This is a genomic window from Haloferax marisrubri, assembly GCF_001469875.2.
GTDB lineage: Archaea > Halobacteriota > Halobacteria > Halobacteriales > Haloferacaceae > Haloferax > Haloferax marisrubri.
This window is the reverse complement of record NZ_LOPW02000004.1, coordinates 353,108-366,170: the sequence shown is the minus strand read 5'-3', so window position 1 is coordinate 366,170 and position 13,063 is coordinate 353,108. Positions and strand designations below refer to the sequence as shown.

Here is a 13,063-nt window from a genome sequence, read left to right as displayed (position 1 = left end):
GGGCCGGCCGGCATCGGCAGTAGCGCCATCCCGGTTCCGCCCGTAGCTTCAACCATGTCAGAAGCGACGCAACGCGGTCAAGAACGACCGCCGAGTCCGCCGTCGAAGCCCGTGGTCCACCACACCCTCCGGTACGCGGACGACCCGCTCGCGTTCGTCACCGAGGTGGCCCGCGAGTACGGTCCGGTCGCCGAGTACGACATCGGCGGCATCTCGTTTTACCAGCTGAGCGACCCCGAACTCGTCGAACACGTCCTCGTGCAGGAGAACCAGCGGTATATCAAAGGCGAGCTGTTTCAGGAATCGCTCGGGACGGTCCTCGGCGACGGCCTGCTCACGAGCGAAGGCGAGTTCTGGCGGCAGCAGCGCCACCTGATGCAGCCGGCGTTCCTCCCGCAGATGCTGCAGCGATACAGCGAGGTGATGGTCGAGTACACGGAGCGCATGCTGTCGTCGTGGGAGGACGGCGAGACGCGCGACATCCACGAGGACATGATGAGCCTCACCGTCGAAATCGCCGCGAAGACGCTGTTCGACGTGGACATCCGCGAGGAGGAGTCCGCCGTCGGCGACGCCCTCGAAACCGTCATGGACTACTCGTCGACCTCGATGAAGCGCCCGGTGGACGTTCCGCGGTGGGTCCCCACCCCACGTAACCGCCGGTATCAGCAGGCGCTGGACGACCTCACCGAGGTCGTCGGCCGCATCGTGACGGAACACCGCGACGACGACCCCGACCCCGAGGCCAACGACATCGTCTCGCTCCTGTTGACGTTCCGCGACGACGACGGCGAACCCCTGCCGGACGAGCAGATACGCGACGAACTCGTGACCATTCTCCTCGCCGGCCACGAGACGACCGCGCTGGCACTCACCTACACGCTCCACCTCCTCGGGACGAATCCCGAGCAGGCGGCGACGCTCCGCGAGGAACTCGACGCCGTCCTCGACGGCGAGCGCCCCGGCTTCGGCGACCTCGACGGCCTGACCTACACCGAGCAGGTCGTCAAGGAGGGCATGCGCGTCTATCCGCCGGTGTGGGAACTCATCCGCGAGGCCGCCGAACCCGACACCGTCGGCGGCTACCGCGTCGAACCCGGCCAGACCGTCTCGGTCCAGCAGTGGGTGCTCCACCGCGACCCGCAGTTCTACGACGACCCCCTCGAATTCCGGCCGAGTCGGTGGACGAAGGCGTTCGAACGCGACCTCCCGAAGTACGCGTACTTCCCGTTCGGCGGCGGCCCGCGGCGGTGTATCGGCGACCGCTTCGCCATGCTCGAAGCGCGCCTCGCGCTGGCGACGATTGCCCAGTCGTGGACGGTCGACCCGACCCACGACCTGTCGTTCGACCCCTCGATTACCCTCCGGCCCGAAGGGTCGGTCGAGATGGTCGTGAACCGCCGGTAAGCGCCGGTGCGAGTCGCGGCGGCGGCGCGTAGTCTCACCCCGGTTTCGACCGCCGTCGTCGCCGCTGGTTGCACCGGCCCGCCCGCCGTCACCCCGGAGCGTTTACCCGCCGTCCGGCCGACACCCGAACCAATGAGCGACGCCGACGTCGACGCCGAGTCGAACCCGTACCTCCGCGACCCGCCGACCGAGTTCGAACCCGCCGAGTCGCTCTCGCGCGAGGCGGCCGAGAAGCAGGCCGCGCTCCTCCGCGAGGCCGTCCGCGAGCACGACCACCGCTACTACGTCGAGGCCGACCCGCTCGTCTCCGACGCGGCCTACGACGCGCTGTTCTCCCGACTCGTCGCGCTCGAAGGCGCGTTCGACCTCGACACGACAAACAGCCCGACGAACCGCGTCGGCGGCGAGCCAATCGACGCGCTGGAGACGGTCGAACACGTCGCGCCCATGCTCTCTATCGACCAGAGCACCGAGGCCGACGACCTCCGGGAGTTCGACGAGCGCGTCCGCCGCGAAGTCGGCGACGTCGACTACGTCTGCGAACCCAAGTTCGACGGCCTCTCGGTCGAAGTCGTCTACGAGGACGGCGAGTTCGTCCGCGCGGCCACCCGCGGCGACGGCCGGCGCGGCGACGACGTGAGCGCGCAGGTGAAGACGATTCCGACCGTCCCGCTGTCGCTCCGCGGGGACCACCCCGAGCGACTCGCCGTCCGCGGCGAGATTTACATGCCGAAATCCGACTTCAGCGACCTCAACGCCCGGCGCGTCGAGGCCGGCGAGGACGCCTTCGCCAACCCCCGGAACGCGGCCGCCGGGACGCTCCGCAACCTCGACCCCTCGGTCGTCGCCGACCGACCGCTCGCGGTGTTCTTCTACGACATCCTCGACGCGAGCGCGCGGCCCGACAGCCAGTGGGCGGCGCTCGACCGCCTGCGCGAGTGGGGCCTCCGCGTCGCCGACCGAATCGAGCGCGCCGAGGACGTTGAGGGGGCCATCGACTACCGCGACCGGATGCAGGCCGCCCGCGACGACCTCGACTACGAAATCGACGGGACGGTCATCAAGGTGGACTCGCGGGACGCCCGCGAGCGGTTGGGCGAAAAGAGCCGCTCGGTCCGCTGGGCGTTCGCCTACAAGTTCCCCGCGCGCCACGAGGTGACGACCGTCCGCGACATCGTCGTGCAGGTCGGGCGGACGGGTCGGCTCACGCCGGTCGCCATCCTCGACCCGGTAGACGTGGGCGGCGTCACCGTCTCACGGGCGACGCTCCACAACCCCGACGAGATAGCCGCCCTCGGCGTCGCGGTCGGCGACCGCGTCCGCGTCAAGCGCGCCGGCGACGTGATTCCGCAGGTGGTCGAAGTCACCGAAGACGGCGGCGGGAGCTACGAGTTCCCCGACGAGTGCCCCGTCTGTGGGAGCGCGGTGGACCGCGACGGCCCGCTGGCGTTCTGTTCGGGCGGGCTGTCGTGTCCGGCCCAGCGGGAGGCCTCTATCGGCCACTTCGCGGTCAAGGGCGCGATGGACATCGACGGCCTCGGCGAAGAGCGCGTCTCCCAACTCGTGGATGCGGGCCTCGTCGAGACGGTCGCCGACCTCTACGACCTGACGGCCGACGACCTCGCCGAGTTGGAGGGGTGGGGCGAGACGAGCGCCGAGAACCTCGTGGCCGCCGTCGAGAACTCGACGAACCCCGCTCTCGACTCGTTCCTCGTCGGCCTGAGCATCCCCGAGGTGGGCGAGGCGACCGCCCGCGGCCTCGCCCGCGAGTTCGGTGCAATCGAGGCGTTCCCCATCGAAGCCGACGCCGAGGACGGCGAGTTCGACGCGTTCGAAGAACGCCTGACGACGGTGCCCGACGTGGGCGAGACGGTGGCGCGTCGCGTCCGCGACTTCTTCGAGAACGAGGACAACCGCGCCGTGATTCGCGCGCTCCTCGCCCGCGGGGTCGACCCAGAACCCGTCGAATCGGGCGGCGACGAACTCGACGGTCTGACGTTCGTCGTGACCGGGACGCTCGCCGCGAGCCGGGGCGACGTGAAGGACCTCGTCGAATCGCACGGCGGCAACGTCACGGGTTCCGTTTCGGGCAACACCGACTACCTCGTCGTCGGCGAGAACCCCGGCCAGTCGAAGCGCGACGACGCCGAGGCGAACGACGTGCCGACGCTCTCGGAAGCCGAGTTCGAGGACCTGCTCGCGGAGCGCGGCGTGGCGTATCCGCCGGAATAGAACAGTCGGAAGTCGGCGTCGCCGAGGCGGGCGCTCCCACCTCAGGCGTCAGTCGTTCCGCCTCAGAGGTCCGTCTTCTTGAACGCCCGGTAGCCGAGCAGCGGCGGGACGACAATCCACGCGAGCAGGATGGCGAGGATGAACGGCCCGCTGAAGTAGAACGGGAGCGACTCCTGGAACGTCGATTGGATGGCGAGTCGCTCGCCGAGGCCGGCCTTGAACAGGCGGGCGGCGACCGCGGGCCCGTACAGTTCCGCGACCAGCGTCTCGTAGGCCCGAAGCGGGTTCAGGTACTTGATGAAAAGGCGCATCTGGACGACCTGCGGCGCGGTCAGCGCGGTGAGGCCGAGCTGTTCGACGACCCAGTTGACGAGCCGCGGGACGCCCGTGGCGACCGTCGACCAGAGGACGGCGAAGATGAAGTACAGTCCGACGGTGCCGAACAGCGCCTGCCGCTGGGAAGTCGAGGTCGCGGAGAGCCAGATGCCGATGGAGACGAACGCCGTGGCGAGGAGCCCCGAGAGGGCCACCTGCCCCGCGTAGGAGGCGAACATGACCTGCCCGCCGGTGAACAGCATCGCGAAGAGGGCGAGGACGAAGCCGACGAGCATCGAGATGATGACGACGAGCGTGCGGCCGACGAGCTTTCCGAACACCACGTCGCGCCGGGAGTTCGGCAGCGACAGCAGGAGCTTGATGGTGCCCGACTCGCGCTCGTCGATGAGCGAGCCGTGGGCCGTCACGAGCGCGATGAGCGCGAGGACGAATCCGAGCATGCCCGCGTAGGAGAAGTTGAACAGCCCGCCGGGCGCGGTGGAGAGCCCGAACAGCGTCTCGGAGTTCGCGCCCGCGCCCGAGAGCAGGACGCCGTAGAACAGCGCCGCCGACCCGCCGATGAGGAGGGCGAAAAACAGCGTCAGGCCGAGGAGCCACCGCGACCGGAGGGCGTCGCGGAAGTCCTTGCGCGCGACGGATTCGAGCGTCATGCCGTCACCTCCGGTTCGTCGGCCGAGTCGTCGCCCTCGGTGTACGCGAGGAAGATGTCCTCCAGCGACGCGGAGTCGGTCTCGAAGTCGGCGACGGTCGCGCCGCCGGCCTCGACGGCCTCGATGACGCGCGATTTAGCGTCGTCGGTACAGCCGACGACGAGGCCGTCACCGTCGGTCTCGACCGACGAGACGCCGTCGAGCGCGCGGACCGCGTCGAGGTCGGCGTCGCCGTCGACGTCGATTCGGAGGACGGCCTCGGCGTCGACGCGGTCGCGGAGGCCCTCGATGGTGTCCTCGGCGATGAGTCGGCCGTCGCGCATGATGCCGACGCGGTCGCAGACGGCTTCGACCTGCGCGAGGACGTGACTGGAGAAGAACACCGTCGCGCCGCGGTCGGCCTCGGTGCGGACGATGTCGCGCATCTCGCGCGCGCCGGCGGGGTCGAGGCCGGAAGAGGGCTCGTCGAGGATGAGGAGGTCCGGGCTTCCGGCGAGCGCCATGGCGAGCGCGAGGCGCTGGGACATCCCCTTGGAGTAGCCGCCGGCGCGGCGGTCCGCCTCGTCGGGGTCGAGGCCGACGCGGGAGAGCAGTTCGTCGGGGTCGTCGTCGGCTTCCTTCGACTCGATGGCGAACTCGACGTGTTCGCGCCCGGTGAGTCGGTCGTACACGTCGTACCCCTCGGGGAGCACGCCGGTCCGACGCCGGACGGCCACGCTCTCGGCCTGCGCGTCGTGTCCGAGCACGCGGACGGACCCGCTCGTCGGACGCACGAAGTCGAGAAGCATGTTGATTGTCGTCGATTTTCCGGCACCGTTGGGACCGAGGAACCCGAACACCTCTCCCTCCGCGACGGAGAACGAGAGGTCGTCGACGGCGGTGACGGCGTCGGCGTCGGACGACGAGCGGACGGAATCGAGCAGTCCCTCGTCGTCTTCGAACCGTTTCGTCACCCCGTTCAGTTCGATGGCGGCCATGGGCGGGCCTGCGTCGCACTGGGTTAAAGGGTTTTAGGTGCAAAAATCACGGGCGATAACATTCCCGTGCGAGGACGGCGGTTCGACGGGAGAGTCGGGCCGTCGCAGTCGGGCGGTTCGGTCGGCATCGACGGCCAGTATCGGCGGCCGACGACCCCCGTCGTCCGCGTCGGCAGAGCCGCCTCAGACCTCGTCGTCGGGTTCGTGAGAGTCGGACATCTTCGTCGCTTCCGCCGCGTACCGCTCGCGCAGGTCGTCGTCGTCCACGGGTTCGAGGTTCTCCGTCGGCGCGTCGATGGCGGCGGTCACGGTCATCCGGCGCTGGTGCATCACGGCCGCGGCGAGCTCCTTCCGGAGTTCGTACTCGCCGTCGGGCGTCGCGTAGATGAGGATGATGAGGTCCCGGTCGTCGTAGGACCGCTCGACCAACCAGAGCCGCGTGGTGTCGTCGTCGCTCATGGCCCGTGGTTCGGACGGGGTTCCCTTACGCGTGCCGGCATCGACTCCGGACGGCGCGCCGGGAGTCCCCCCTATCGTTTATTCGCGCTGCGAGCGTACGACTCCGGCATGTTGGAGACGTTGCTCGGAGACGACGTGGAGTCGTCGGGCCGGTACCTCCCGGAACTCATCTACGGCGCGAACGACGGCATCGTCACGACGTTCGCCGTCGTCGCCGGCGTCGCGGGCGCGTCTTTGAGCCCGAGCATCGTCATCGTCCTCGGGTTCGCCAACCTGTTCGCCGACGGCTTCTCGATGGGCATGAGCAACTACCTCTCAGAGCGCTCGGAGGAGGACTACCACGACGCCCGCGGCGACGGCCACGCCCGGACCGACGGGAAGACGCCCGTCAGAACCGCCGCCGCGACGTTCGCCGCCTTCATCGTCGCGGGATGGGCACCGCTGTTCCCGTACGTACTCCGGCTCGAACCGCTGTTTCCCGTCTCCATCGCCGTCACCGCCGCGGCGTTCTTCGCCGTCGGCGCGAGTCGGAGCCTCGTGACGAACCGCTCGTGGCTCGCCAACGGCGTCGAGATGTTCGTCGTCGGGATGGCGGCCGCGACGGTCGCCTACGTGGTCGGGAACCTCCTCGCCGGTGTGGCCTGAAAAGAACGCGCGTTCGTCTCGCTTTAGGGGGAGCGATTGCCCGTCAGTTCCTCGACTTCCATGGCGAGCGCCGACAGCGCCTGCGTGCTCTCGTCGGTCGCCGTGACGATGCTGTCGACCGCGCCCTCGGTCTCGACGGTCCGGTCGCGCACGTCCTCGATGGTCGCGGTCAGTTCCTCGACCGCCTCGGCCTGCTCGTCGGTCGCGCGGGAGACCTCCGCGACGCCGTCCGCGGCGGTGTCGATGGAGGCGGCGATTTCCTCGAACGCCGCCAGCATCTCGGAGATGCGCTCGTCGGCGTGTTCGATGCGGTCGTTGGACTCGGTCGCCGCGTGGACCGCCTCGCCGGTCTGCGACTGGATGTCCTCTATCTGCGCGGTGATGTCCTCGGTGTGCTGGCGCGTCTCGTCGGCGAGCGACTTGACCTCCTCCGCGACGACGGCGAACCCGTCGCCGTCCTCGCCGGCGCGGGCGGCCTCGATGTTCGCGTTGAGCGCGAGCAGGTTCGTCTGTTCGGCCACCTCGGAGATGACCTCCACGACCGCCTCGATGTCGTCCATGCGGCCGCCGAGTTCGGTCACGCGGTCGACGAGTTCGTCGCCCATCGTGACGACGCTCTCGGTCGCCTCTCGCGCCTCGCTGTTGGCCTCGCGGCCCTCGGCGGTCGCCTGCCGGGCCTCCGTGGCCGCCGTGTCGACCTCGTCGGCGGTGGCGGCGACCTCCTCCATCGTCGCGCTGAACTGCTGCATCTGGGTCGCGCCCTCGTCGAGGAGGTCGCGCTGTTCCTCGACGTTATCGACGATGGCGTCGGCCGCGGACGCCGCCCGCGTGACCGCCGCGGTCGCCGTCTCGGTCTCGTCTTCGACGTTCGACGCCAGCGTCGAGAGGTTCCGCGCCGTCTCGTTGACCGCGTCGACGACGAGATAGAGTTGGTCGTCCACGGCTCCGCTGTCGTCTATCGTCGCCCGCGCGTCGAGGTTGCCCCGGCTCAGTTGGGTCAGCGTCGATTCGACCTCGGAGACGAGCGCGGCGACCTCGCGGTGGCGCTCGACCTCGGTCGTGCGGTTGCGGACGGTCTGGAGGACGCCGACGAGGTCGTCGCCCTCGTAGAGCGGCATCGCCGTGTGTCGGGCGTGGCAGTCGTCGCCGTTCACGTCCGCGAACGTCTCCTCCGCGGCGTAGAGCAGGCGGTCGGGGTCGTCGAGTTCCACGCCGTCGAGCGACGCGGCGTCGCGGGGGTTGTCGAGGACCTGCCCCGCGAGCACGCTGGCCGCGGAGTCGCCGTAGAAGGCGTCGCCGAGGTCGCGTCGGCCCAGCGCGGCGTCCGCGGACGTGCCGGTCAACGACTCGACGCCGGCGTTCCACGCCGCGATGCGACCCTGTTCGTCGAGGACGAACGCCGGGAGGCCGACGCCGTCGAGGAGCACGTCGTCGTCGACGTTCAAGTCCGGCGCGTCGGTGGCGGAACCGGCGACGATTCCGCCGTCTGGTAACGGAGTCTGCGCACCGAACCACGAACGGACGCGAGATAGTATACCAAGTGACATTAGAGGCCACGTTTCAGAGCATCACAGGAGTATCTTTCGCATATATTATCAAATTAGATAATTTGAGGAGCGCAAGGCCGCGGTGCGGCCGACGCGTCAGCCTCAAGCCCTTCGCGCCGTAAATCACCGCAGATGGACCCTGCCGCGGTCAGCGAACGAGCCAGCGCGCTTCCGTCGGACCCCGGCGTGTACCAGTTCGTCGCCGGCGATGCCGTCCTGTACGTCGGGAAGGCGGTCGACATCCGCGCCCGCGTTCGGTCGTACGCCGACCCTCGCTCGGAACGCATCTCCCGGATGGTCGACCGCGCGGAGCACATCGACTTCGCCGTTACCGACACTGAGACGCAGGCGCTCCTCCTCGAAGCCAACCTCATCAAGCGCCACCAACCGCGCTACAACGTCCGCCTGAAAGACGACAAATCCTACCCGCTCGTCCAGCTGACGGCCCACGCGGTTCCGCGTATCGAGGTCACCCGCGACCCCGAGGACTCGGCGACCGTCTTCGGGCCGTACACCGACAAGGGCCGCGTCGAGACGGTCGTGAAGGCGATTCGAGAGACCTACGGCCTCCGCGGCTGTTCGGACCACAAGTACTCGAACCGCTCGCGGCCGTGTCTGGACTACGAGATGGGCCTGTGTACGGCCCCCTGTACCGGCGAAATTGCAGAGCGCGACTACCGCGAGGACGTCGAGTCGGCGGTCCGCTTCTTCGAGGGCGAGACGGGCGTCCTCGCCGACCCGCTCCGCCGGGAGATGGAGGCGGCCGCGCAGGACGCGGAGTTCGAGCGCGCCGCCAACCTCCGCGACCGACTGGAAGTCGTCGAGTCGTTCCACGGCGCGGGCGAAGACGCTGTCTCCTCGCAGTCCGACGAGCGCGCCATCGACGTGCTCGGCGTCTCGCTCCGCGGCGATTCGGCGACAGTTGCTCGACTCCACGCCGAACGCGGCCAACTGGTCGACCGGACCCGCCACCACCTCGACGCCCCGGAGGGCGAGGACCGCACGGCCGCCGTCCTCTCGGCGTTCCTCGCGCAGTTCTACGCCGAGCGCGAACTCCCCGATGCGGTCGTCCTCTCGGAGCATCCCGACGACGAGGACGTGGTCGCGTGGCTCGAATCGGAGGGCGTGGGCGTCCGCGTCCCCGGTGCGGGCCGCGAGGCGAAACTGGTCGAACTCGCGCTGAAGAACGCCCGCCGGCGCGCCGGCCGCGACGACGGTCTCGCCACGCTCGCCCGCGAACTCGGCCTCGACGTGCGCCGCGTCGCCCGCATCGAGGGCTTCGACGTGAGCCACGCGCAGGGCAAGGCCGTCGTCGGCAGCGACGTGTGCTTCGTCGACGGGAGCGCCGAGACCGCGGACTACCGCCGGCGGCGACTCCCCGAGCGCAACGACGACTACGCGAACATGCGCGAACTCGTCCGCTGGCGGGCGACCCGCGCGCTGGAGGGCCGCGACGACCGCCCGGACCCCGACTTACTCCTCATCGACGGCGGCAAGGGCCAGTTGAACGCCGCGCTCGACGCCCTCGACGAGACCGGCTGGGACGTGCCCGCCGTCGGCATCGCCAAGGACCGCGAACTGGTCGTCACGCCCGACCGGACGTTCGACTGGCCGGACGACGCGCCGCACCTGCACGTCCTCCAGCGCGTCCGCGACGAGGCCCACCGCTTCGCCGTCCAGTACCACCAGACGCTCCGCGACGAGGTGAAGACCGTCCTCGACGACGTGCCCGGCGTCGGCGAGAAGACCCGCCGGGCGCTGCTCACGCGGTTCGGGAGCGTCGACGGCGTGCGCGAGGCGTCGGTCGAGGACCTGACCGACGTGCCCGGCGTCGGCGAGAAGACGGCCGACGAACTGAAGCGGCGGCTCTGAAACGTGGGCTACGCCTCGAACGCCGACGAGCGAAACACGAGCGCCGCGGCGACGAAGACCCACGGAACGACGGTGACGACGCCGACGGCGGTCGGACCGAGTAACGACGGCGTTCCGGTCGTCGCGAAGACGCTCCCGAGGCCCGCGAAGGCGTTGAACATCCCGTGACCGAGCGCCGCGGGCCACACCGAGTCGGCGCGGAGCGCGACCCACGCGAGGAACACCCCGACCATCGTCGTCATCCAGACCATCGCCAGAAAGCCGGTCCACGGCGCACCGGGGTAGTCGAACCCGTAGTTGTAGCCGAGCGCGATGAGCGGCCAGTGCCACGCGCCCCAGACGACGCCCAAGAGGAGGACCGCCCGACGGGGACCGAGCGGGAGGAGTTTCTGCAGGAGATACCCCCGCCAGCCGAACTCCTCGCCGAAGGCGAAGGCGGTGTTCACCGTCGCACCGAGGACGAGCGCCTGCGCGATTTGCGCGACCAAGACGAGTTCGAACGACGTGCCCGCCGGGAGCACCCCCCGGAGCGCCGTCGCGTCGGGGTCGAAATACGCTGGGAAGAGCGCGAAGAACAGCGCCGCCCCGACGGCGATGAACAGACCGGGGACGAGCCACGCGAGGAGGTAGGTCCCGACGTTCGACCGGAGCGCGGGGCGAACCCGCAGGTCGGCCCATCCCTCGCCGGTGACGAGTCGGGTGACGACGTTCGCGACCGACGGCGAGAACATGTAGAACGTGCTGACGAGGACGAGCCACAGCGGGAGTCCGAACACGACCGGCGGCGAGTTCGTCAAGCCGCCGGTGAGAGACACGGCCAGCGCGGTCGCGCCCGCGAGACCGAAGGCGACGAGGAGAAAGACGGAGACGCGACGGGGCTCGAACGACTCGGATCGCGCGTTCGATTCCGTCCGACCGTCCCCAACTGTAGACATACGAGAACTATCGCCCGGCGACGAGATAACGGTTGACGCCGCGGAGACACGCGTGTCGGCGGGAGACGCAGCGACCGCAAAAAGTCGGTGTGTGACGAGCCGAAGCGGCTTACGCGATTTTGTTGTACTGGTCGCGGAGCTTCTCGGCCGCGTCGTCCATGAGGTCGGCCTCGTAGTCGTCGAGGTCCCACTCGACGACCTCCTCGATACCGTTCGAGCCGAGCTTGACGGGGACGCCGAAGGCGGTGTCCTCGTAGCCGAACTCGCCGTCGAGGACGAGCGAACCGGGGAGCACTTCGCCGGTGTCGTGCAGGACGGCCTCGACCATGTGGGCGACGCCGGTCGCCGGGCCCCACTGGGTCGCGCCCTTGCGCTCGATGACGTCCATGGCGGACTCCTGAAGGTCGCCGAGAATCTCCTCTTTCTCGTCGGCGGAGAAGGCGGGGTCGTTGCCGTCGACGCGGACCTTCGAGAAGACCGGAACCTGCGCGTCGCCGTGCTCGCCGAGGATGGTCGCGTCGACGTTCTTGACCGGCACGTCGAAGCGCTGGCTCAGCACGTAGCGGAAGCGGGCGGAGTCGAGGCGGCCGCCGAAGCCGATGACTTTGTGGCGGTCGCGGTCGCCCGTCTCGTAGAGGTGACGGTTGAGCAGGTCCACGGGGTTCGACGTGGTGATGGAGACGAAGTCGTCGTTGTACTCCGCGAGCGACGACCCGATGTCGTCCATGATGGGGGCGTTGTCGCCCGCGAGGTCGATGCGGGTCTGTCCCGGCTGCCGCGGGATGCCCGCCGTGATGACGACCACGTCGGAGCCGGCGGTGTCCTCGTAGCCGCCCTGCGTCACGACCGTGTTGGAGTCGTACGCGATGCCGTGGTTCGTGTCCGCCGCCTGTCCGACCGTCTTGTCTTCCATCTTCGGGATGTCGACGAACACGAGTTCGTCACAGACATCGCGAAGCGCGAGGTTGTACCCAGCCGCGGCACCGACCGTGCCGGCCGCACCAATCACGCTAACTTTCGTCATGCCACATTAACGACGCTGTGGATTCCGAGTAAACGTTTCGGAACGGGCACCGAACCGCAGTCTGTCGATTTCGTGTTCGTCAGTCGTCGAATTTCGTCCGACAGCGCCGGGGTGGCGTCGGGCGCGAGAGGCGACGAGGCCGCCGGTGACGAAACCGACCGAACGACGCCGTGGGGTTTTTCGACGCACGTCGCGTCCACACGCACATGAGCGACTTCGACAAGGAAGCAGAGCGCCAGCGACTTCGCGAGAAGTACGAGCGAGACGAGAAGAAGCGCCAGTCGACCCAGCGCATGAGCGAGTTGCTCCTCAAGGGCGCGACGATGACCAACAAGCACTGCGACAACTGCGGCGACCCCCTGTTCCGCTACGAGGACCAGGTGTTCTGCCCGACCTGCCAGGCCGAGGGGCAGGCCGCGGCGAGCGCGGACCAAGACGCCGAGCAGGCCGCCGAGGCGGCCGTCGAAGCCGATGCAAGCGAGGCCGGGGTCGAGGCCTCGTCTGGCAGGGCAACCGAGTCCGCAGAAACGGCCGACGCGGCCGACGCGACGAGCGCCGACGCCGGAACACCGGGAACTGAGCGACCGCAGGCCGGAGCGCGGCAACCGGTGCAGGCTCGGGAGAACCGGGTCGCCGACGAGGCGCGCCACGACCCCACCGGAACGAACGGGCGCGCCGCAGCACCGACACAGCCCCGAACCGCGGACGAGCGGGGAAGCGAGCGGCGTGCGCCCCGCGAGGTCGCCGGCGACGTGACCGACGCGCGGGAGTCGCTCGTGCGGACGCTGACGTGGGCCGCCGAGCGCGCCGAGTCGACCGACGACCCGCGCCGTGCGACCGAGTATCTGACCGCCGCGCGCGAGGCCGCCGAGGCTATCTCCGCGCTCGACCGATAAGCGACCGGCGCACCGTCATCGCTCTCGGCGTTGAAATCGCCATACTTCGGTCCCTCTGTTTCGGAGCCTCGCGCTCATTCTCG

At 69.3% G+C, this 13,063-nt stretch carries 11 protein-coding genes; 5 read left to right on the top strand and 6 right to left on the bottom strand.

The features are described 5' to 3' along the window. The first annotated feature begins 54 nt into the window (after positions 1–54). Positions 55–1,407 (top strand): cytochrome P450, encoded by a 1,353-nt coding sequence (locus AUR65_RS04070; RefSeq protein ID WP_058568829.1) that lies wholly within the window; start codon positions 55–57, stop codon positions 1,405–1,407. Positions 1,408–1,539: 132 nt separating this feature from the next. After that, on the top strand, positions 1,540–3,639 hold the full coding sequence (gene ligA / locus AUR65_RS04065) for an NAD-dependent DNA ligase LigA (RefSeq protein WP_058568828.1): 2,100 nt from the start codon (positions 1,540–1,542) through the stop codon (positions 3,637–3,639). Between the two features lie 62 nt (positions 3,640–3,701). Here the strand turns inward: ligA and AUR65_RS04060 are convergent, their stop codons facing one another. The 3 genes from AUR65_RS04060 to AUR65_RS04050 all read right to left on the bottom strand — a co-directional run bounded on the left by AUR65_RS04060 (position 3,702) and on the right by AUR65_RS04050 (position 6,061). Further along, a complete protein-coding gene (locus AUR65_RS04060; protein ID WP_058568827.1) occupies positions 3,702–4,625 on the bottom strand; it encodes an ABC transporter permease in 924 nt (307 codons plus the stop codon). Then, entirely contained in the window at positions 4,622–5,602 is a 981-nt protein-coding gene (locus tag AUR65_RS04055) for an ABC transporter ATP-binding protein (protein WP_058568826.1), read from the bottom strand. Before AUR65_RS04055 ends, AUR65_RS04060 begins: the two co-directional genes overlap by 4 nt. A 183-nt stretch (positions 5,603–5,785) precedes the next feature. Then, positions 5,786–6,061 carry a hypothetical protein gene (locus tag AUR65_RS04050; protein WP_058568825.1) on the bottom strand — a complete coding sequence of 92 codons (276 nt, stop codon included), beginning with the start codon at positions 6,059–6,061 and terminating at the stop codon, positions 5,786–5,788. Between the two features lie 108 nt (positions 6,062–6,169). Between AUR65_RS04050 and AUR65_RS04045 the strand changes: the two genes are divergently transcribed. Then, positions 6,170–6,706, top strand: a complete 537-nt coding sequence (locus tag AUR65_RS04045) for a VIT1/CCC1 transporter family protein (protein ID WP_058568824.1) — start codon at positions 6,170–6,172, stop codon at positions 6,704–6,706. A 23-nt stretch (positions 6,707–6,729) separates the two neighbouring features. Here AUR65_RS04045 and AUR65_RS04040 read toward each other — a convergent pair whose 3' ends face one another. After that, on the bottom strand, positions 6,730–8,253 hold the full coding sequence (locus AUR65_RS04040) for a methyl-accepting chemotaxis protein (protein WP_058568823.1): 1,524 nt from the start codon (positions 8,251–8,253) through the stop codon (positions 6,730–6,732). A 132-nt stretch (positions 8,254–8,385) separates the two neighbouring features. Between AUR65_RS04040 and AUR65_RS04035 the strand changes: the two genes are divergently transcribed. Beyond that, positions 8,386–10,125, top strand: coding sequence for an excinuclease ABC subunit C (locus tag AUR65_RS04035; RefSeq protein ID WP_058568822.1), 1,740 nt, complete (start codon positions 8,386–8,388; stop codon positions 10,123–10,125). A gap of 8 nt (positions 10,126–10,133) precedes the next feature. Here AUR65_RS04035 and AUR65_RS04030 read toward each other — a convergent pair whose 3' ends face one another. Both AUR65_RS04030 and mdh read right to left on the bottom strand, forming a co-directional pair. Continuing rightward, positions 10,134–11,060, bottom strand: a complete 927-nt coding sequence (locus tag AUR65_RS04030; protein WP_058568821.1) for a CPBP family intramembrane glutamic endopeptidase — start codon at positions 11,058–11,060, stop codon at positions 10,134–10,136. Between the two features lie 109 nt (positions 11,061–11,169). Further along, complete coding sequence (gene mdh / locus AUR65_RS04025) at positions 11,170–12,084, bottom strand: malate dehydrogenase (protein ID WP_058568820.1); 915 nt, start codon at positions 12,082–12,084, stop codon at positions 11,170–11,172. 206 nt (positions 12,085–12,290) lie between these two features. Between mdh and AUR65_RS04020 the strand changes: the two genes are divergently transcribed. Then, positions 12,291–12,980, top strand: coding sequence for an Sjogren's syndrome/scleroderma autoantigen 1 family protein (locus tag AUR65_RS04020; RefSeq protein WP_058568819.1), 690 nt, complete (start codon positions 12,291–12,293; stop codon positions 12,978–12,980). Positions 12,981–13,063: the final 83 nt, after the last annotated feature.